This is a genomic window from Thermoactinomyces daqus, from assembly GCF_000763315.1.
Taxonomy (GTDB): Bacteria; Bacillota; Bacilli; order Thermoactinomycetales; family Thermoactinomycetaceae; genus Thermoactinomyces_A; species Thermoactinomyces_A daqus.
In genome coordinates this window covers 61,909-81,932 of record NZ_JPST01000013.1, presented here as the reverse complement: position 1 = coordinate 81,932, position 20,024 = coordinate 61,909, and the positions used below count along the sequence as shown (strand labels likewise).

Sequence of the window (20,024 nt, the reverse complement as noted above, 5' to 3'; positions counted from 1 at the left end):
AATTATATTATTGCGAATTCATTTGCTTTTTTTGTTCATCTTCCAAAAATACTTCAGCGCTGTTATGCTTTTGGGTAATAAAGAAAAAAGTGGGGGGAAAAAATGAGCGACCATTTACAAAAACAGCTGCTCCCGCGCCACGTACAAATGATGGCCTTGGGAGGCGCGATCGGAGCAGGAATCTTTCAGGGAAGTGCAGAAACCATTTCTGCCGCCGGGCCCGGGGTGATCTTTTCTTATGCGCTCGCCGGTATCCTGCTCTATATCGTCATGAGCGCCATGGCCGAAATGGCATTGGGATTTGCCGGAACAGATTTGCGCGGTCTTGTTCATAAAGCGTTTGGCACTCGTGTTTCCTTTATTTTGGGCTGGCTTTATTTTATTCAATGGGTGTTGGTGATGGCCGTCGAGATCGTTACGGCCGGAACCTTTTTGCAATATTGGTTTTCCGTCCCGGTCTGGCTGCTCAGTCTGATCGTGACGCTGGTGATCATCGCGATCAACCTTTTCAGCGTCCGCTTGTTTGGCGAAATCGAATACTGGCTGACCAGCGTGAAAATCGTTACCTTAATCGTATTTGTCATCCTCGGGGCGCTTTTGCTGTTTGGCATCATCCCGTCGGCCCAGGCGCCCGGACTGACCAACTACCGTGTGCATGGCGGCTTTTTCCCATTGGGTTGGCAAGGAGTGCTTTCCTCATTGCTGATCGTCATTTTCTCCTATGGCGGAACGGAAATGATCGGCTTGACCATCACCGAAATGAAGGACGCAAAAAAAACGCTCCCCCGCGTGATTAAAGGAGTGATTTTGCGCATCTGTCTCTTTTACGTGCTTCCCCTTCTGATCATTACGGGCCTCATCCCCTGGGATCAGGTAAAGAGCAGCGGAAGCCCGTTTGTCGAAGTATTGTCCGCCGTCGGCTTAAAAGGAGTAGCCAACATCATGAACTTCATTTTGCTGACCGCGGTCATATCCGCTGCCAATTCCGGGATGTATGCGACGACCCGCATGTTGTATTCACTGGCCGGCGAAAAAGAAGCACCCGCCTTTTTTACCCGTTTGGGAAAAAGAGGTGTTCCCATCTACGCCCTGGCGGCAAGCTCGGTCTGTCTCTTTTTGGGATCGCTGGTGGCCTTCATCGCTCCCGAAAGCGTCTTTCAGTATCTGATGGGGATTCCCGGATACACTGTGATACTCACTTGGATTCTCATCTGTCTTTCCCATTTGAAACTGCGGGGAAAATATGAACGAACGCCGGATTTTCGGCTCTCTTTCTTCCCTTTTACCACCGGCATCACCCTAATCGTCCTGGCAGCCATTATGATTTTTGTCCTGCTGTCTCCCAAAAATCTGATCAACACCATTGTTTACCTGGCCATTATTCTCGTTCTTACCATCGCCTCGCAATGGCTGAAACCAAATCAACGCATTTTGACCGAATAGAAACATCGCCGCGGAAATACGGTTGGGCGGCGATCCCATAAAAAAAGCCTGGCGTTTTTGATTCGCCAGGCCTTTTGTTTTGTTTAATTGATCTCGACATCAAAATGGGCTTCTCGCAGAATTGAGGCGCAGCGGTTACACAAGGTCGGATGGTCTTCGTTCTTGCCGACGCTCGGGGAAACCACCCAACAGCGTTCGCATTTTTCCCCTTCCGCCACACGGACAATCACGTGCACTTTCTGCTCTTCCGTCACCTCATGCGACGGAGGATTCAATTTTACGTCGGAAACGATGAACACCTGTTCCAGCTCATCGACACTGGAAAGAAATTGATACGTTTTTTCCGACGGAGTCAGTTCCACCGACGCCCCGAGGGAGTTGCCGATCAATTTGGCTGCACGCGCTTCTTCGAGCGATTTGAGGACGACATCGCGAACATGCAGCAATTGATCCCACTTTTGTTCCAGTTCATCATCGAAAACAGAAACTTCCACTTCAGGGAAATCCGTTAACTGAACGCTGATTTCCTCAACGCCCGGAGTATGTCGCCAAACTTCCTCGGAAGTGTGGGGAATGATCGGATTCAGCATTTTGTTCAAGGTAACCAGCATTTCATACAGGACGGTTTGCGCCGACCGACGAACAGGAGAATCAGGCAGCAGAACATATAGCCGGTCTTTTAGGACATCCAGATAGAATTGGCTTAAAAAGACGTTGCAGAAATGATGGATGTCATAATAAACCTGGTGAAAATCGTAATCGTCGTACGCTTGATTGATACGGCCGACCAAACGGTTCAATTTGATCAGGGCAAACCGATCCAATTCAGTCAACTCCGCCAGCGGCACACGATCTTTTGCCGGATCAAACCCATTCAGGTTTCCGAGCAGGAAGCGGAAGGTATTCCGCAGTTTGCGATAAACCTCGGCGATTTGCTTTAAAATCCCATCAGACAAACGCTGATCCGCCTGATAATCGGAGGAAGCAACCCAAAGGCGCAGGATATCCGCCCCGTATTGATTAATCACCTTGGCCGGTTCGATCACATTACCAAGGGATTTGGACATTTTGCGCCCTTCGCCGTCCATCGTAAACCCGTGGCTCAAAACGCCTTTATACGGAGCCTGCCCTTTCGTGGCAACCGAGGTGGAGAGGGATGAGTTAAACCAGCCGCGGTATTGGTCAGACCCTTCAAGATACAGATCAGCCGGCCAGGCCAGTTCCTCCCTTTGCTCCAGTACGGCGATATGGCTGCTGCCGGAGTCAAACCAAACATCCATCGTATCTGTCTCTTTGCGGAAACGGTTGCTCCCGCATTCGGAACAGCTTTGGTTTGCCGGCATCAACTCGTGCACTTCTTTGGCATACCATGCGGACGAGCCTTCCTTGGCAAAAAGGTCGGCAATAAAATCGATCGTCTCGCCGTTGATGTGCGGATGCCCGCATTCTTCGCAATAAAAGATCGGCAGCGGCACTCCCCAGATGCGCTGACGCGAAATACACCAGTCTCCCCGGTCGGCAATCATGTTGTGAATCCGTATTTCACCCCATGACGGCGTCCATTTTACGTTTTTGATTTCTTCCAGCATCTCATCGCGGAAGCCGTCAATCGAAGCGAACCATTGCTCTGTGGCCCGGAAAATGACCGGTTTTTTCGTGCGCCAGTCATGCGGATATTGGTGCGTGATAAAGGTGAGCTTGAGCAGACACCCGACTTCTTCCAGTTTTTTCGTCACTTCCTTGTTGGCATCTTCGTAAAACAGTCCTTCAAACCCGGGAGCTCCGGCAGTCATTTTACCCTTGCCGTCGACCGGGCAGAGGACACACAACTGATACTTTTGCCCGAGATAGAAGTCCTCTTCCCCATGGCCTGGTGCCGTATGCACACATCCTGTCCCGGCATCGAGGGTGACATGGTCACCGAAGATGATCGGGCTTTTCCGGTCATAGAACGGATGGCGGCAAATCACTCCGTTCAGGTCCTTTCCTTTGTAGGTGGCAATCGTTTCATAACTGTCGATCTCCGCCGTCTTCATAACCGAATCGACCAGCTCTTTGGCCATGAGCAGCTTGCGCTCACCAGCCTGGACAAGGCTGTAATCGAAATCTTCATTGAGCGCGATTGCCAGATTGGCCGGAATCGTCCAAGGTGTTGTGGTCCAGATCACCACATAGGTATCTTGTTCCGGTAAAACTCCATTGCCGTTTTCCACCGGGAAAGTGACATAAATCGATGCAGAGCACTTGTCGTAATATTCGATTTCCGCCTCTGCCAGAGCAGTTTCCGACGAAGGGGACCAATAAACGGATTTCATCCCACGGTAAATATGCCCCTTCTCCACCATTTTTCCAAATACGCGAATCTGCGCTGCTTCATACTCGGGAAGCAGGGTGATATATGGATGATCCCAATCCCCGCGCACACCGAGCCGCTTGAATTGCGCTTTTTGCTTTTCTATAAACGAAAGCGCATAATCTTTACACATCTCGCGGAATTGCACCGGGTCTACATTTTTCCGGTCCACTTTCTTTTTCGACACAATGGCGTGCTCAATCGGCAGACCGTGGGTATCCCATCCTGGAACATAAGGGGCGAAATAACCCTTCAGCGATTTGTAGCGAACGATGAAATCTTTCAATGTTTTATTCAGCGCGTGTCCGATGTGAATGTCGCCATTGGCGTAAGGAGGGCCATCATGCAGGATAAATTTTGGATTTCCCTTTCTCTTGGCCAGAACCTGGCCGTAGATGTCGATTTCTTCCCACCATTTTTGCACTTCCGGCTCTCTTTTCGGCAAATTTCCCCGCATGGGAAAATCTGTTTTGGGAAGGTTTAATGTTTTGCTGTAATCAGCCATCTTCAACTTCACTCCTTTATTGGGAAAAATAAAAAAACCTTCTGCATCCACTTAGGGACGAGAAGGTTTCCCGCGGTACCACCCTACTGGTTTATGCCGCCGCAAAAAGGACAGCAAAACCTCTTAACCATCCGTAACGTAGATGACGCGGTCGACCTTACTCCAATTTCAGGTGACAGTTCCAGGGTGATTTTCGATAGAACTCGGATTAGGCTTACACCATCCCTAATTCGCTGTACTCGAGTTTCCCTATCTACTCTTCCCTTTCCTTACCATTACCAGACTCAATTTTGAAACTATGTTTCAGAACGATCGGGGGCCCGTCAGAACATCGCTTTTTTCTTAAATTTACGGGAAGTTCTGCGCAATTCGCGACGCGGTTCCTCTTCATCCTCATAATAGGAAGAAGTCGCAGCAACCTCGTCCATCATGGCCGTGTCATCCATCGCGTTATTGAGCGCATCGCTGAAATCTTGATATTCCTGAGTCGACTGATCCATCAGCAAGTCGTTGGGCTGGGTATGTTCAGCATATTGCTCCAATTGCTTTCCTTGCTCTTCCAAGCCGTTCTCCAATTCTTCCAAGGACTCCCAATCGGAGTTTTCCAGTATGTCCAGATGAGATTGCACCAAGGTGCGGAAACGTGCCCGATAAACGGTCGCTTTTTGCTTGAGATCAAGCAGCTCGCTGTGGATCGCACGCGCTTTCTGCAATGCTTCGTTGATGATGCGATCGGCATTCTTCTCGGCTTCCTGCACGATGAGCTCGGCTTCTTTTTTCGCGTTCAAGCGCACTTCTTCGGCCACTTCCTGCGCAACGCGAATCGACTTGTGAATGCTCTGCTCCATCGATGTGAGAGCAGCCGTGGACGGTTGCAACTGCGGCATCGGTTCCGGATATCGTTGCACCGGTTGCGGTTGCGGTGGGGCCGGAGGTGGTGTCTGCTGTTGTTGCGCTTGCTGCGGTCCGGTTTGGAACATCGATTCGCCTTCCATCAACCGTTCGATCTCCGCCTGCAACTCCTCTACCTGTTGCTCCAGTTCCAATTTTTCGCGGGTCAAGAGTTCAAAGTCTTTAATAATTTGATCAAGAAAATCATTTACTTCATCTACATCATAACCGCGGAAAGATCTTTTAAACTCTTTATTGTGTATATCGTAAGGTGTAAGCGGCATCGTCCGCACCTCCTAGATAAATTGCATTCTTTCCTATTCGACAATATTACCAGATATCCTGCCAGATTGCCATAAGCTTGGATATCGTTCAAATAAAAGATACGATTTTAATCCAAAATCTTCCTTTTTTGCTTGTTCCGTCAATACTTTCTACACGTATGCGTCCAATTCCTCTTACTGACAGGAGATCGCCTGCTTCCACAGGATAATCAGGTTGATCCACCAACTTCCAATTTACCTTACATTTTCCATTCTTCACCAATAGCGATGCCTTCGTTCTGGAGATCCGGCAACTTTCCGCAACGACCGCGTCGACTCGCAAAGAAGCGACCGAAATGGAACGAACCGCGTACGCTTGTTCGGGCGGAGTCAATTCTTCGCGAGAAATCTTTATTATGTTAACACGTTCCCGCCCTACCTGTCCAACATGCATCCGGACATACTCCTCCATTTCTTCCGCCACCACAATATCCGCTCCATCCGCGTGCGGATAAATATCTCCCGTTTTTTCCCGTTTGATTCCCAGACCGAGAAGGGCTCCCAAAACATCCGGGTGCTCCAGGCGTTTGCCGCTGGCAGATTCCAGCCGAAAAAACGCCAGGCCACTCATATGCTCATCCGGGGCATAATAATCCGGAGCGATCACCGCGCGACGTCGCTCGCTGTCTGCTGCCCCTCCATCCGCAAAGAAAACCAGATCGGGGTGGCGCCGCACGATCGTCTCAAGAATCGTCTGCTCACGCGGATCCAAAAACGGCGTCAACACCATCTGGTTTCTGTTTGAAGCCCGCTCGGCCCAATCGAGGCAGCGCAGGACAAACGGGCGCTCATCCGGGCGGAAATGCATCAGGATGTTCTCATGTGCCTGTTTCAAATGAGACCCACCCATCCCAAAATCGCATAAATCCCCATTTGGACAAAATGCAAAGCAAATAAGGCCACGATCGGTGAAATATCAATCATGCCGATCGGCGGAATAAACCGGCGAAATACCGACAGATAGGGCTCCACAATCCGCTGGAGCAAGATCCCTACCGGTGACCCTTGCAGGTTTGGCACCCAAGACAGGAACACGTAGATAATAATCAGGATGTAATAGATCTCAAATGCCCAATTTAAAATTGAAAGTATCATGTGTACACGGTCACCTCAAATCTTTTGCCTCGTCTTCTCTTAAGAAATCCGTGATCGTTCCTTGAATGTCAACATTGGCCGGGGTGCATATAAAAATATTATTGCCCAATTTTTGGATATTCCCCCCCAGCGCATAAACAGTTCCGCTCAGAAAATCGATAATGCGGATCCCTTGATCCCGCCGTACCAGCTGGAGATTGACAACGACCGGGCGATGGCTTTTCAGGTGATCGGCGATTTCCGGAGACTCTTCGTATGTCTTCGGTTCAAACAGAACCAGGCGAATATTCTTTTGTGTATGCAAGGAAACGATGTTGCTCCGTCCCTTTTGCACGGAAGGAGCTGATTCGTCTTGCTCCTTCGTCTCCTCTTCATACAGATCCTCGTCGGTCACACCAAAAAAACCCATAATCCGATCCATGAAAGTCATGGGAGATCGCCTCCTTAAGGCTTCCATCCCCGTTTGCCTCTTCCAACTAACACGGATCCCAACCGAATCCATGTCGCCCCTTCTTCAATGGCAATATCAAAATCTTGAGACATGCCCATAGACAAATGTGGAATCTGTAAACGGGGCTGGTTCAACCGTTGTATTTTTTCTTGCAAACGTTTCAGCTCGCGAAAAACAGGACGCACTTCTTCCGGATGTTCCGCGATCGGCGCCATCGTCATCAGCCCGACCACATCGATAGTAGAATAATTCGCCACGTGGAGCGCAAATTCTTCTAATTCCTGTGGTGAAATTCCCGATTTTGATGTTTCGCCGGAAACATTCACTTGAATGAAGCAACGGAGCGGTTCGCACTGGCGCGAACGGATGCGGCGGTCAAGCTCTTCGGCCAGTGAAGGCCGGTCAAGGGAATGCAAATAACGAAACCGTCCGATCACGTCTTTGACCTTGTTGCGTTGCAGGCGGCCGATGAAATGCCAAACGCCCCTGTCTCCGATGGCCTCCATTTTCGGCAACGAATCCTGAACCTTGTTCTCTCCGATGTGCGATAATCCCAAATCAAGGGCACGCTTTGTTGTCTCAAGATCCACATATTTGGTCACTGCCACGACGTTTATTTCCTTCGGGTTCCGGCCGACTCGGTGGCAAGCCTGCTGTATCCTTTTCTGCACATTTTCCCAACGATTAGCAAATTCGTCCATCAGGATCTCCTTTCCTTCTTTCCAATCCATGCCACCATTCTTCCCGTTTTTCCACGGTCGCGTCGGTGAGAGTAAAAATAATCTCTGTCACAGCTTGTACACCATTTGGTCACAGAAATATGCTCCGGTTTCACTCCGGCTTGTTTCAGCAACTCCGCATTGGCTTTGCGCAAATCAAGCTGCCACTTGCCGGGGATGTGGCTCACGGCAACCCGTTTCAGGGCGAGGGGATCGGCGATCGCCCGCTCGAGTGGCTCATAAACACGGTCATCCACTTCATAGCAGCAAGGACCGATCGAAGGACCGATAGCCACGCGAATGTTGCCGCGGTCCGCCCCCGCTTGGGCAAGCAGATCGATCACTTTTGTCCCGATCTTCCCGACCGTTCCCTTCCATCCCGCGTGGGCAACCCCCACCATGTCCAATTCCGGGCTGTAGAAATAAAGAGGAACGCAATCGGCAAAAAAAGCGGTAAGCAGCACGTCTGTTTCCTTCGTCAGCATTCCGTCTGTATTTTCAAAAGCAGATTCGCGCGTGGTGTTGCCTTTGCCGCGATCTTCTCCCGTCACATGAACCACTTCCACCCCGTGCACCTGCTCCGCGCAAGTCCACGCGGCAAAGGGCATTCCCAGCATTTCGGCCAATTGGCGACGATTTTGCACCGTCAGCTCCGGACGCTCCCCGACATGGAGTGCATAATTGCGACAGTCCGGATCTTCCCCTTTTCTCCTGGCACTGAATCCAACCACGAGATGCGGAAACTCTTTTTCCCACTCTTCCAGTGTAAAACAAGGGATCGCGGCAAAATCCTGGTATTTGAATGGTTCCATACACTCCCTCCTTCGTATCATATTATCATATCTTTGCATATGGACAAATACTTCCTCTTCAGTCCCGCTCCTTCAGCTTTCCTGCGGCAGTTGGGCGTAATAGGGATCGCGTTCCCGGCCATCCAGCCGCACCAATATCACATCGGAGCCGATCTTGACGATCTGTCTCCAAGGTATCACCCATTCCTGTCCGCTGCTGACAAAGCCAAACCATTTGCTTTCACCCGGTACAACCAGCGCACGAATGGTTCCCTGCCGCAAATCCAGTTCCAAATCATAAATTTGCCCCAGTTTTCTTCCGTCTGCGATATTCACCACATCTTTCGCCTGCAACTCCGAGATTTTCATATAGCCGCCCCCGTTTACTCAGATTGTTTATCTTATGTATATGACGAAGTCCGACAAAATGTACAGCCCGAAAAAAGCCAAAAAATAAAACCCAATCGCCGTCGGATTGGGCCTCATATCATTTGTTCACATTAATTGATAAATTTGTTCATCTGATGGATTGCCGCTTTTTCCAGACGGGAGACCTGGGCTTGGGAGATCCCGATCTCCTCGGCCACCTCCATCTGTGTCTTTCCTTCGAAAAAGCGCATGGACAAAATCATTTTTTCCCGGTTATTCAGTTTTGCCATCGCTTCTTTCAGCGCAATCTCTTCGAGCCATTGGACGTCTTTGGTTTTATCGTCACTTAATTGATCCATCACAAAAATCGGATCGCCTCCATCCTGATAAACAGGTTCAAACAGCGAGACAGGGTCCTGAATGGCATCCAGGGCAAACACGACATCTTCTTTTTGCACGTTGAGAGCTTCGGAGATCTCCAGGATCGTAGGTTCCCGGGAATAGCGGTTTGTCAATTGGTCCCTGACTTGCAGTGCTTTATAAGCGATGTCCCGCAGTGAACGGGATACGCGAATGGGGTTGTTATCCCTCAGATACCGCCGTATTTCCCCTATAATCATCGGCACGGCATAAGTAGAAAATTTCACGTTTTGACTGAGGTCAAAGTTGTCAATCGCTTTCATCAATCCGATGCAGCCCACTTGAAAAAGATCATCCACGCATTCTCCGCGATTATTAAAACGCTGGATCACACTGAGAACCAGTCGCAAATTTCCATTCACGAGTTTTTCACGAGCGGTCAAATCCCCCGCCTGAAGCTCCCCAAACAGCACTCGCATCTCCTGGTTTTTGAGAACAGGGAGTTTCGAAGTGTCTACGCCGCATATTTCCACTTTGTTTCGTGCCATGACTTCCCCTCCTCAGGATGGAACTAAAAGACAGTATGTCCTGAGGAGGGAAATTTATAATGACATGGAAATTAAACCATTTTATTGAATTCTTTACGCAATCTCTTAATAATTCTTTTCTCAAGGCGGGAAATATAGGATTGAGAAATTCCCAAAAGGTCTGCCACATCCTTTTGCGTTTTCTCTTCGCCCCCATCCAAACCAAACCGCAGCACCATAATTTTGCGTTCCCTGTCTGATAGATTGGAAAGGGCCGTTCGCAAAATTTTCCGGTCCACTTCGTCTTCAATGTCCCGGTAGATGGTGTCATCGTCCGTCCCCAAAACATCGGACAACAGCAGTTCATTGCCATCCCAATCCATATTGAGCGGCTCGTCAAAAGAAACCTCCGACCGCACTTTGTTGTTGCGGCGCAAAAACATGAGGATTTCATTTTCGATGCATCTGGAGGCGTAGGTCGCCAGTTTGATTTTTTTCGTCGGGTCAAATGTGTTTACCGCTTTGATCAAGCCGATCGTTCCAATGGAAACGAGATCCTCAATGTGAATCCCCGTATTTTCAAACTTTCTGGCAATATAAACGACCAGCCGCAAGTTTCGCTCGATCAGGATGGCACGTACGGCTGCATCGCCTCCGGGCAGTTTTGCCAGCAGATGTTCTTCTTCTTCACGCGTCAGCGGTGGCGGAAGTGCTTCACTGCCACCGATATAATAGATTTCCTCCCCTTTTGACCCGATATACAGCAAAAGCCGATACCAAAGCAGCTGTAAAATAATTTTCCACTTGACCAGCATGTATCTGCCCCCTCATTCATTTAGGAATGAACAGCCCGAATACAAGACGGATGAATAATCGCCTGGTATGTTCCATCGGACGACAGACGCCCGACATCTAAACCTATGAGAATTTTCTCCATTTTATTCCACCCGTTTTCCTGCCGCACTTGGACATGATCCGGCTTGATCGCCACCATCATGCCATTTTCCTTGCCTGCTGCCCGAAACGGGATTACCCGGATGCGTGTCGCCCACTCCGGAGGGAGTTCACTCCATGCCAAAGCAAAATCGTCCTGTTTCATCAACCGCTTGAATTCCGGAGGAAGCCGCTCTTCCAGCTGAGCGAACTCAATTAACATGACAGGCACGCGTGTAATCGGGTCCCGCAGCTGATTTCCCGTATCAATCAGTCCCGTGCAGGCGATTTCGTGTTCTCCCAACCGGATTTTGACCTCGGTCAAATAGCGATGCAAGGCTTGCCTCTCTTCCAGCGAACCGAGAGAGACCTTGGTGTAAATCCAGACAAGCGGAAACCCGAACAGGATCAGCCCCCACGAAACCGGGGAACCCCAACCGTACTCCGACTCGGTGAAAAAAATGCCACCAGCCACTTTGCTGTCCCCTGTTACGATGTAATGAAGCGCGATGAGCGCTCCCCCGGCGATAAAACAGGCCAAATAAAAGACACCAAGTGTACGCAGATAGGCAAGCGGATGGCGAAAGCCAAAGGCAATCCAAATCATCAGCAACGAGACGATGATTTTGACCGGAAAAAAATAGGCAAGCGAGAAAGCCGACCACAAATAAAGGGTTGAATACAGCCCGCCCAGCAGCGCGGCAACAATCAACCGCCAGTACGGTGTACGTTGTTTGCGAATTCCCGACGTCAGCCACAGGAGGAGAAAATCCATACAGCTGTTAAGGAGGAAAACAACATCAGCATAAACCACCAAATCCGTTTCCCTCCTCCCCAAGTTTGAGTGAAACTAGTATATCTCAATCTATATTTCAAAGTCTGTCTAAACTTGCCAGGAAGAATTGGCTTTTTTCGTCGAACAAACAAAAAAAGGGAGCGGTGGCCCCCTTCCCTCCCCGCCATTCAGATGGCCGAGTCAGTCAGGGGTGCCCCGCTCCTAAAACTGCGGTGCACGTCATGCAAAAAAAGAGAGAGCAGTTTGTTGACAAAGTCTCAAACCAAAAGCCTGTCGGGTCCGGGTGCTTTTCTTTGCAGAAAAACAACCCTCTCCTCCTGTCGAAGCTTCTCAACAGCTTTAGATGTCTGTTGCGGAAACATCAGTTTTTGTTCGCTTGGGTTTATTTATTATTTTTAGTCCGGTTGCGCAAGAAGGTGGGTACCTCCAAATGCCCGTATGGATCGATAAAGTTTCCGTCCGTCGGTTTGGATTCTTTTTCCACGCGGCTGAACGGCGGAAAAACGGGTTCCTCTTTATGCCCAAAGTACGGTTTCCCATGCGTTTTGCCCCGTTCTTGCGGCTGTGATGATTGCTTCGTTTGCTGCTCGCCATCAAATCCGGTTGCAATCACGGTAACCAAGATTTCATCTTTCAAATCTTCATTGATCACCGCACCGAAGATCATGTTCACCTCTGCATGGGAAGCCTGGGTTACAATATCGGCTGCTTCATAAACTTCGTACAGACTGAGATTGGTTCCGCCCGTAATATTCATCAGCACCCCGCGGGCACCATCGATCGAAGTTTCCAGAAGAGGGCTGCAGATCGCCTTTTTGGCCGCTTCGGCGGCGCGGTTCTCCCCGGTCGCCGTCCCGATGCCCATCAGCGCAGATCCCCGTTCTGTCATAATCGTCCGCACATCCGCAAAATCGAGGTTGATCAGTCCGGGTACGGCAATTAAATCAGAAATCCCCTGCACACCCTGGCGCAGAACATTGTCCGCTTCGCGGAAAGCTTCGAGCATCGGTGTGTTTTTATCGACGATTTCCAGCAAACGGTCATTGGGAATGACGATCAGGGTATCGACATTTTCCTTGAGAGCGGCCACACCTTGTTCCGCCTGGCTCGCCCGGCGCTTTCCTTCAAAAGTGAACGGCCGGGTTACCACGCCCACCGTCAGCGCTCCCAATTCCCGGGCGATCAAAGCGATTTCCGGAGCCGCCCCTGTACCGGTTCCGCCACCCATCCCTGCGGTGACGAAAACCATATCGGCTCCCTTCAAAACACTTTCAATTTGTTCCCGGCTCTCCTCAGCCGCTTTTTTGCCGATCTCCGGTTTGGCTCCCGCTCCCAGTCCCCGCGTCAGTTTTTCCCCGATTTGCAAACGAATCGGTGCTTTTGAACGATTGAGCGCCTGAGCATCGGTATTGACCGCGATAAATTCCACTCCTTGCACTCCGGCTTCAATCATACGGTTAACCGCATTGCTACCGCCACCACCGACACCAATGACCTTTATCTGGGCAATCTGTTCCATTTCCAGATCAAAATCCAACATATTCTTGTCCCTCCAATAATCAAACTTCTGTTGTATCCGATAGATCGGAACTAGATAAATTCACTTAACCAGCTTTTCATTTTTTCGAATGCGGAAGGTCCGCGCTGTTTTTTCTGCCGGGGAGGGTGGTGAGCCGATCGGGGTTTGTTCAGCTGCAAAATCCCGCGTTTTTGCAAATAATGAACCATGCCAACGCCTCCGGTATAGGCCGGGTCCTTCACACCGATATTTCCCGGAACGGCAATTCGCACGGCGGAACCCAGCTGTTTCTGTGCCACATGCAGAATATGCTCGGTTGCCATTACGCCTCCGGTCAAAACGTATCCTCCTGCCGGTTCATCGGAATACCCCATCGCTTTCACTTGCTGGCGGATGAGTTGAAACATCTCTTCCAAACGCGGTTCGATAATTTGAGCCAGTTCGATCTGGGTTACAATCCTCTCCCGGGTCGTGCCAATGGTTTGTACCTGGAATGTTTCCTTTATCTCAGCAAAATCCTTGCTGGCAACCCCGTATTTGCACTTCACTTCTTCCGCAGTTGTCGTCTGGGTGCGCAAACCGATGGCGATATCATTGGTAATATACTCGCCGCCGATGGGGATCACAGACGTGCCGGCCAGATGCCCTTGCCGGAAGACGGTGATCGTCGTCGTTCCCCCACCGATATCAGCCACAACCACGCCCTGGTTTTTCTCATCGGCGGACAAACACAACTCGCTGACGGCAAGCGGCAAAAACACCATGCCGGCGATATTTAGATTCGCTTTTTCCACGCACCGGAGCAAGTTATGAATGATCGTTTTCGCTCCCGTGACGATGATGGCATCCACCTCCAACCGGACTCCGATCATCCCGTTGGGGTCATGAATGTCATCCAAACCGTCGACAATGAACTGTTTTGGTACCACTTCGATGATGGCGCGTTCCGGCGGAAGGGCGATGACCCGTGCCGCCTGCAGGACGCGATCGATATCGTGAAAGCTGATTTCCCTGTCTTCGCTTGAGACGGCGACAACCCCATGGCTCGGTTGCAAAGAAACATGATGTCCAGACACACCGACAAATACCTCTGAGATCTCTATTCCAACCATGCGCTCTGCATGGTCAACCGCTTCGCGAATGGATTGTACCGCTTGATCGATATTGATGATGGCTCCCTTTTTCATCCCTTTGGATTCGGCAGTTCCGACGCCGACGATTTGCGTGGTACCATCCTGGTTAACTTCGGCCACGATCACGCGAACTTGGAAAGATCCAATATCCAATGTAATAACGAATTCTTCATTGCTCAATCTTGGGCACCTCCTTGCCCGAGAATCAAACTGTGCTAAAGTCCAATATGCGCAATGCTAAGGGAAAGGGAGGAATCACTTACAAACCATATTCAACAGCCAAGGAAGATTTACCTTTTAAGCCGCTAATTTTTCTTCTTGTTATACTTGCATATTTTTCCAATTAAAGAAAAAGAATGACACCGCTAAGCTCCTTCCTTAGCCTTATGATCCGGTATGAACCAGACGCTTTCCAATAAAAAAAGCGTTCCGCTGGGGTGCTTGTAAAAGGAAGGGTAATAGAGCATCATTTCGGAAAGATTGCGGACCCTGACAAAAATCCGATGCTTCCGTTTGCTGTCAATCTCAACCTGGTCTGCCTGCCCGGAGACAGGACGAACCGTCTCACATTCTCTGCGAATGCTACCCGGCAGTTTGGCCAGTTGGAGAACAGCTTGTCTCAACGTCGAATTTGAAGGCTTCCATCCCTCAAAGACAGGTACAGACGCTTCCACCGAAGCCGTGCGGTTCAGGAGAATCGTTCCGTCGGAAAGGATGGGAAAAAGTTCCTGATAGCTTGACCGGAACATGGCTACGGGCGTTTTTTCCTGAACCTGTATGTAGATCTGATTGGGAAATGTGGTGGTCACCGTGGCGTTTTTAATCTCCGGCATGGTTTCCAAACTTTTCTCTATGTGTTCTCTGTTTACTCCAAAATAGGAAATTCCTTTGAAAATCTTTGCCTTATGAAGAATTTCCCCTGAAGAAACCAGATGATTCCCAACAATGTCAATTCGCTCAATTTTACTCAGCGGTGACCGCAAGAATAGGACAATGAACATTCCCGTAAAAAAGAGAAAAATGAAAGCGAACATCCAAGGAGCAGGGGAACGTTTCTTTCCTACCCGTGAGCGAAAAGGGGGCACACGCTCAACCATGGTAGAGATCTCCTTTCCCGTACTTCACCTTCACACTCTTAAGTAAGCCCTAAGTAGTAAAAAAAATTAATCTTCCCTATATATTACCACAAAAAAAGTGCGTTAAAAGATTTTTTACACAAAAAACAGCGGAACAAATCATGTGCTACTGCATGATGAAAAGCCAGTTTTTCTTTCCATGATCCCGCCCAGTTTGTTGATGACGGTTTCGAAGCGTTCATAGCCCCTGTCAATATGTTCCGCTCCGGTGATATGCGTGGTCCCTTGCGCGACCAGTCCGGCAATGACCAGCGCCGCTCCGGCTCTCAGGTCGGTTGCGCTGACAGAGGTTCCGTTGAGACTTTTCCCGCCGCGAACCCAAACCGTGTTGTTGTCCAGCGTGACATCCGCTCCCATTTTTCTTAATTCATCCACATGTTTGAGCCGTGATTCAAAAATCGTTTCGGTCAGCATGCTGATCCCTTCCGCCTGGGTCAGCAGAACAAGCATTTGCGGCTGCATATCCGTGGGAAAACCGGGATAAGGTGCGGTTGCGATGGCAGGAATCGGTCTTAGCCTTTTCGGCCCTCTGACGCGAAGGGAGTTTTCCCCCTGTTCGATTTCGATCCCGAGGCGTTGCAAATGCAAAATGATGCTGGTCAAGTGGGAAGGAATGACATTTTCCAGGAGAACTTCCCCACCCGTTGCACCGGCGGCCGCGGCTAGAGTGCCAGCCACGATCCGGTCGGGGATGATCGTGTGGCTGACCGGCCTCAAAGAACGCACTCCGCGAATGCGTATTTCCGGGCTGCCCGCTCCCGTTATCTGCGCCCCCATCTTATTTAAGAAATCCTGCAAATCGCTGATTTCCGGTTCACGGGCAGCATTTTTCAGCACAGTGGTTCCCTCTCCCAAAACGGCGGCCATCATGATGTTTTCCGTTGCCCCGACGCTTGGAAAATCCAACACGATCTCATCGCCGATCAATTTCGAGGCATAACAGTGGATCACGCCCTCTTTTTCGGTCATTTGCACACCTAAACGCTTCAAACCGTTCAAGTGGATATCAATCGGCCGTTTGCCAATCGCGCAACCGCCGGGATGGGATATGCAGACTTGCTTCAATCTCGCCAAAAGAGGCCCCATTAGAAAAATCGAAGAACGAATTTTGCTCATCAAATGATCTGGAATCACATAGTTATTGATCAGGCGGGTATTTACACGGATGCTCGTTTGGTGGCGTATTACTTGCGCTCCCAACGCCTCGAGAATTTGGCACATCGCCTCAATATCCGAAAGGCGTGGTACATCGTGGATCTCAAATATGCCTTCCGCCAGCACGCACGCGGCCAAAATCGGCAATGCCGCGTTTTTGGCGCCCTGAACGCGGATCGATCCAGACAGAGGTTTACCACCTTCGATCACAAACCCTTCCAAAGTGTCACCTCCGTTACCCTTCACCCACCACCTGCACTTCCGGTTCCAAACGAACGTTAAATTTTTCCTGCACTGTATCCATGATATAGTTGATCAAATTTAAAACATCCTGGGCCGTCGCATTGCCGCGATTGATGATGAAATTTGCATGCTGTGTGGAAACTTCCGCTCCGCCGATCCTGTAACCTTTCAGGCCCGATTCCTGAATGAGCCTGCCGGCATAATCCCCCGGCGGATTGCGGAATACACTTCCGGCACATGGAAATTGCAGTGGTTGAGTTTGTCTTCGACGATCCTTATATTGAGCCAGTCGCGAAGCAATTTCTTCCTTGTCACCATATGCCAGCTCGAAAGTGGCTTCTGTCACAACACCCTTGATCCCGGTCTGCAAAATGGACGTGCGGTAACTGAACGCCATTTGCTCATTGGTCAGAGTCAACCATTCTCCATCTTCTTTTAACACTGTGGCCGACTGAAGAACACGGGAAATTTCGGACCCGTGCGCCCCCGCGTTCATATAGACGGCGCCGCCGACGTTCCCCGGAATCCCTCCGGCAAATTCCAACCCTTCCAGTCCCTGCTTGGCGGTCATGGAGGCCAGCAGGATGGTGGAATAGCCACCCCCGGCCGTCACTTTTGTTCCCTCGATCTGCAGGTAGTTAAATCCTTCATCGAGCTTGAAAACGGCGCCGCGAATCCCGCCGTCACGCACCAGCAGGTTGGAACCGCGTCCGATCGCGCGCCAGGGGATCTGATGCTCATATACAATTTTCATCGCCAGTTCCAGCTCTTCTTTGCTCCGCGGATAAATCAAAAGATCGGCTGGACCACCAACTTTCCAGGTGGTATGGCGGGACAATGGCTCATTGACTCGCACATCTTTTACACCGCTGTTTTTCAGCTCCTCGACAATTTGTTTCATCAGTCTGTCCCTCCTATCCAGCTGAATCATACAATCCACCCGAAACTGGTTTAACATAGTTTATGCCGCCGTGTTTTTTGTGTGACGGGAGCCCAATGCAGCCCCCGTCCTTATCGGTTAATGCCGGCAAATGCAATTTTTTCCAATTCATCCACCAACACCTCGGCTGCCTGCGGACGCCCCAGACGGCGAGCCGCTTCACTCATCTCATGATGCTCATCCGTATTTTCAACCAACCGCTTGATTTCGGTCCACAAATTTTCCCCCGTGCATTCGCTCTCGAGCAACATCTTGGAAGCCCCTTGCTCTTCCAGCCAGCGGGCGTTGGCTTCCTGATGGTTATTGGTTACATAAGGGGACGGAATCAGAATAGAAGGTAATCCGAGCGCTGTCAACTCGGCAATCGTCGACGCCCCGGCCCGTCCAACCACCAAATAGGTCGAAGCCAGCACATCGGGCATGTTATAAATAAAAGGCTTCACATCCAGATTTTCCATCTCGGGAATTTGCGCCCGGATCTGCTCGTAATGAACTTCACCGGTCACATATACAAAATGGGCTTGCGGCATCTCCTGCACATGCGGAACCATTTGCAGGACGGCCTCGTTGATCGCTTTGGCGCCCCGGCTCCCGCCGAAAATAAGGATAATCGGACGATGCGGGTCGGTGATTCCCAGCGATTTGCGGCCGGCAGCGGCATTGGCCTGCACCACTTCCGTCGCACGAGGATTGCCCGTAAACACAATCCTGTGAGCCCGTCCCAGATATTTTTGCGATTCTTCCAAGCTGATCGCCACGACATCGACAAAACGGGACAAAAATTTGGTCGTCAGCCCGAGCACCACGTTTTGTTCATGAATCAAGGTGGGAATTCCCAGCTGATGAGCCGCGTAAACTGCCGGTCCGCTCACATAACCGCCTGTTCCCACCACCACATCCGGTTTAAATTCTTCTATGTATTGTTTTGAATTCCGTACGGCCCGCAAGAATTTGCGAATCGTATTGACGTTTTCCCAAGAGATGCTCCGTTTAAACCCCTGGATTTCCACAGTATAAAAACGAATGTTCCCTTCTTTGGGAACAATGCGCGACTCTAATCCTTTTTCCGTACCGATATAGGCGATTTCCACCTCGGGATAGCGTTTTTTTACCGCTCTGGCAATGGCCAGTGCCGGATAAATATGTCCTCCCGTACCACCGCCGGATAACAAAATGCGTTTCATCACTTTTCCCCCTTCAAGTTGATTTTATCGTTCAGTAAACCGGGAAAAATTGAGCAAAACCCCCACTGCCGCCAGCGTTAGTGTTAAAGATGATCCTCCGTAACTCAAGAACGGCAGAGTAATCCCTGTCACCGGGAACGCCCCGGAGACCACACCGATATTGATCACCGCCTGAATCATGACCATCGCCGTTATGCCGGCAGCCACCAGACTGGAGAACAGATCCGGCGAGCTGATGGCCACGCGGATTCCACGCCAAACGATCACCGCAAACAAGATCACAACGGTTGCGGCACCCAAAAAACCAAGCTCTTCCGCCAAAATGGAGAAGATGAAGTCTGTATGCGGTTCAGGAAGATATAAGTGTTTTTGTTTGCTCATCCCGAGGCCGAGCCCCATCAAGCCACCCGGGCCGATCGCGTAAAGGGACTGAATCAGGTGATATCCCGCTCCCAAAGGATCCTGCCAGGGATTGAGAAAGGCGACAATCCGCTGAATTCGATAGGGGGCAGCCAGAATCAGTCCGGCAAATCCGGCAACGCCGAGCATGATGAAAGCGAAGATGTGTTTCATTCGTGCCCCGGCTGCGAAAATCATCGTCAGCCCCGTTCCCATCAGAACCGTGCCGGTACCGAGATCCGGCTGCATCATGATTAAGCCAAAGGCTCCCCCCAGCAATAACAATCCCGGCAAAAAACCCTTCCAGAAATCGGAGATTTTATAGCCGGGATCGGCAAACATCTTTGCGAGAAAGGTGATCATCGCCAGCTTCATAAACTCGGACGGCTGAATGCTGAAAGCTCCAATGCCCAGCCAACTCCTCGCTCCGTTACGCAAAATCCCCACGCCGGGGATCAAGACGATGATCAGCAGAATAACACAGAGGATAAGGCCCGGTTTAGCCCACTCTTTAAACCGTCTGGGATCGATTTGTGAAATCCAAAACATCAGGAAAACGCCCAAAGCCGCAAATAAGAACTGCCGTTTGGCAAAGTAAAACGCATCTCCGTATTTGTGATAGGCAAAAGCGGCACTTGCGCTGTATACCATCAGCACTCCGATTGACAAAAGCAGCAAGATCGCAGCAACAATCACAAAGTCAGGAGTCAGGTTCCTTTTGTTCATGGGCGTTTTCACCTCTTACCGATTTGGGAAAAG

General features: G+C 50.2%; 19 protein-coding genes and 1 other annotated feature. Of the genes, 1 reads left to right on the top strand and 18 read right to left on the bottom strand.

Translation table 11 applies throughout. The features are described from left to right. Window positions 1-102: 102 nt before the first annotated feature. Window positions 103-1,443, top strand: a complete 1,341-nt coding sequence (locus tag JG50_RS0106285) for an amino acid permease (RefSeq protein WP_033100257.1) — start codon at window positions 103-105, stop codon at window positions 1,441-1,443. An 83-nt stretch (window positions 1,444-1,526) separates the two neighbouring features. Here the strand turns inward: JG50_RS0106285 and ileS are convergent, their stop codons facing one another. The 18 genes from ileS to spoVE form a co-directional block, all read right to left on the bottom strand. Further along, window positions 1,527-4,301: an isoleucine--tRNA ligase gene (ileS, locus tag JG50_RS0106280; RefSeq protein ID WP_033100309.1), complete on the bottom strand. Its 2,775-nt coding sequence runs from the start codon at window positions 4,299-4,301 to the stop codon at window positions 1,527-1,529. Window positions 4,302-4,351: 50 nt separating this feature from the next. Further along, window positions 4,352-4,580: a binding site (T-box leader), on the bottom strand. A gap of 44 nt (window positions 4,581-4,624) precedes the next feature. Then, entirely contained in the window at window positions 4,625-5,476 is an 852-nt protein-coding gene (locus JG50_RS18140) for a DivIVA domain-containing protein (protein ID WP_052154063.1), read from the bottom strand. Window positions 5,477-5,564: 88 nt separating this feature from the next. Next, the gene (locus JG50_RS0106270) at window positions 5,565-6,350 is read right to left on the bottom strand and encodes a YlmH family RNA-binding protein (RefSeq protein WP_052154062.1); all 786 of its coding nucleotides are present in this window, start codon (window positions 6,348-6,350) and stop codon (window positions 5,565-5,567) included. After that, window positions 6,347-6,610 (bottom strand): YggT family protein, encoded by a 264-nt coding sequence (locus JG50_RS0106265; protein WP_033100255.1) that lies wholly within the window; start codon window positions 6,608-6,610, stop codon window positions 6,347-6,349. The genes JG50_RS0106270 and JG50_RS0106265 overlap by 4 nt, the downstream gene beginning before the upstream one ends. A gap of 10 nt (window positions 6,611-6,620) precedes the next feature. After that, on the bottom strand, window positions 6,621-7,040 hold the full coding sequence (locus tag JG50_RS0106260; protein WP_033100254.1) for a cell division protein SepF: 420 nt from the start codon (window positions 7,038-7,040) through the stop codon (window positions 6,621-6,623). A gap of 14 nt (window positions 7,041-7,054) precedes the next feature. Further along, a complete protein-coding gene (locus tag JG50_RS0106255; protein ID WP_235281625.1) occupies window positions 7,055-7,792 on the bottom strand; it encodes a YggS family pyridoxal phosphate-dependent enzyme in 738 nt (245 codons plus the stop codon). Next, on the bottom strand, window positions 7,762-8,592 hold the full coding sequence (gene pgeF, locus JG50_RS0106250) for a peptidoglycan editing factor PgeF (RefSeq protein WP_033100253.1): 831 nt from the start codon (window positions 8,590-8,592) through the stop codon (window positions 7,762-7,764). The genes JG50_RS0106255 and pgeF overlap by 31 nt, the downstream gene beginning before the upstream one ends. Before the next feature lie 72 nt (window positions 8,593-8,664). Beyond that, window positions 8,665-8,940, bottom strand: a complete 276-nt coding sequence (locus tag JG50_RS0106245) for a YlmC/YmxH family sporulation protein (RefSeq protein WP_033100252.1) — start codon at window positions 8,938-8,940, stop codon at window positions 8,665-8,667. 131 nt (window positions 8,941-9,071) lie between these two features. Next, window positions 9,072-9,848 (bottom strand): RNA polymerase sporulation sigma factor SigG, encoded by a 777-nt coding sequence (gene sigG, locus JG50_RS0106240; RefSeq protein WP_033100251.1) that lies wholly within the window; start codon window positions 9,846-9,848, stop codon window positions 9,072-9,074. A gap of 71 nt (window positions 9,849-9,919) precedes the next feature. Further along, complete coding sequence (gene sigE / locus JG50_RS0106235) at window positions 9,920-10,642, bottom strand: RNA polymerase sporulation sigma factor SigE (RefSeq protein WP_033100250.1); 723 nt, start codon at window positions 10,640-10,642, stop codon at window positions 9,920-9,922. Between the two features lie 20 nt (window positions 10,643-10,662). After that, complete coding sequence (gene spoIIGA / locus JG50_RS0106230) at window positions 10,663-11,574, bottom strand: sigma-E processing peptidase SpoIIGA (RefSeq protein WP_235281635.1); 912 nt, start codon at window positions 11,572-11,574, stop codon at window positions 10,663-10,665. A gap of 364 nt (window positions 11,575-11,938) precedes the next feature. Then, window positions 11,939-13,096: a cell division protein FtsZ gene (gene ftsZ, locus JG50_RS0106225; RefSeq protein WP_033100248.1), complete on the bottom strand. Its 1,158-nt coding sequence runs from the start codon at window positions 13,094-13,096 to the stop codon at window positions 11,939-11,941. 50 nt (window positions 13,097-13,146) lie between these two features. Then, the gene (gene ftsA, locus JG50_RS0106220; RefSeq protein ID WP_033100247.1) at window positions 13,147-14,388 is read right to left on the bottom strand and encodes a cell division protein FtsA; all 1,242 of its coding nucleotides are present in this window, start codon (window positions 14,386-14,388) and stop codon (window positions 13,147-13,149) included. A gap of 185 nt (window positions 14,389-14,573) precedes the next feature. Continuing rightward, on the bottom strand, window positions 14,574-15,305 hold the full coding sequence (locus JG50_RS0106215) for a cell division protein FtsQ/DivIB (RefSeq protein ID WP_033100246.1): 732 nt from the start codon (window positions 15,303-15,305) through the stop codon (window positions 14,574-14,576). A 138-nt stretch (window positions 15,306-15,443) separates the two neighbouring features. Beyond that, window positions 15,444-16,721, bottom strand: a complete 1,278-nt coding sequence (gene murA, locus JG50_RS0106210; RefSeq protein WP_033100245.1) for a UDP-N-acetylglucosamine 1-carboxyvinyltransferase — start codon at window positions 16,719-16,721, stop codon at window positions 15,444-15,446. A gap of 13 nt (window positions 16,722-16,734) precedes the next feature. Beyond that, window positions 16,735-17,643, bottom strand: coding sequence for a UDP-N-acetylmuramate dehydrogenase (gene murB, locus JG50_RS0106205; RefSeq protein WP_033100244.1), 909 nt, complete (start codon window positions 17,641-17,643; stop codon window positions 16,735-16,737). Window positions 17,644-17,753: 110 nt separating this feature from the next. Further along, a complete protein-coding gene (gene murG, locus JG50_RS0106200; RefSeq protein WP_033100243.1) occupies window positions 17,754-18,866 on the bottom strand; it encodes an undecaprenyldiphospho-muramoylpentapeptide beta-N-acetylglucosaminyltransferase in 1,113 nt (370 codons plus the stop codon). Between the two features lie 24 nt (window positions 18,867-18,890). Further along, window positions 18,891-19,991 carry a stage V sporulation protein E gene (spoVE, locus tag JG50_RS0106195; RefSeq protein ID WP_033100242.1) on the bottom strand — a complete coding sequence of 367 codons (1,101 nt, stop codon included), beginning with the start codon at window positions 19,989-19,991 and terminating at the stop codon, window positions 18,891-18,893. Window positions 19,992-20,024: the final 33 nt, after the last annotated feature.

Bases quoted from the DNA above. Each gene is read 5' to 3' on its own strand.
- JG50_RS0106285 (WP_033100257.1), top strand. From the start codon at position 103: ATGAGCGACCATTTACAAAAACAGCTGCTCCCGCGCCACGTACAAATG.
- ileS (WP_033100309.1), bottom strand. From the start codon at position 4,301: ATGGCTGATTACAGCAAAACATTAAACCTTCCCAAAACAGATTTTCCC.
- JG50_RS18140 (WP_052154063.1), bottom strand. From the start codon at position 5,476: ATGCCGCTTACACCTTACGATATACACAATAAAGAGTTTAAAAGATCT.
- JG50_RS0106265 (WP_033100255.1), bottom strand. From the start codon at position 6,610: ATGATACTTTCAATTTTAAATTGGGCATTTGAGATCTATTACATCCTG.
- JG50_RS0106260 (WP_033100254.1), bottom strand. From the start codon at position 7,040: ATGACTTTCATGGATCGGATTATGGGTTTTTTTGGTGTGACCGACGAG.
- JG50_RS0106255 (WP_235281625.1), bottom strand. From the start codon at position 7,792: ATGGATTGGAAAGAAGGAAAGGAGATCCTGATGGACGAATTTGCTAAT.
- pgeF (WP_033100253.1), bottom strand. From the start codon at position 8,592: ATGGAACCATTCAAATACCAGGATTTTGCCGCGATCCCTTGTTTTACA.
- JG50_RS0106245 (WP_033100252.1), bottom strand. From the start codon at position 8,940: ATGAAAATCTCGGAGTTGCAGGCGAAAGATGTGGTGAATATCGCAGAC.
- sigG (WP_033100251.1), bottom strand. From the start codon at position 9,848: ATGGCACGAAACAAAGTGGAAATATGCGGCGTAGACACTTCGAAACTC.
- sigE (WP_033100250.1), bottom strand. From the start codon at position 10,642: ATGCTGGTCAAGTGGAAAATTATTTTACAGCTGCTTTGGTATCGGCTT.
- ftsZ (WP_033100248.1), bottom strand. From the start codon at position 13,096: ATGTTGGATTTTGATCTGGAAATGGAACAGATTGCCCAGATAAAGGTC.
- JG50_RS0106215 (WP_033100246.1), bottom strand. From the start codon at position 15,305: ATGGTTGAGCGTGTGCCCCCTTTTCGCTCACGGGTAGGAAAGAAACGT.
- murB (WP_033100244.1), bottom strand. From the start codon at position 17,643: ATGAAACAAATTGTCGAGGAGCTGAAAAACAGCGGTGTAAAAGATGTG.
- murG (WP_033100243.1), bottom strand. From the start codon at position 18,866: ATGAAACGCATTTTGTTATCCGGCGGTGGTACGGGAGGACATATTTAT.
- spoVE (WP_033100242.1), bottom strand. From the start codon at position 19,991: ATGAACAAAAGGAACCTGACTCCTGACTTTGTGATTGTTGCTGCGATC.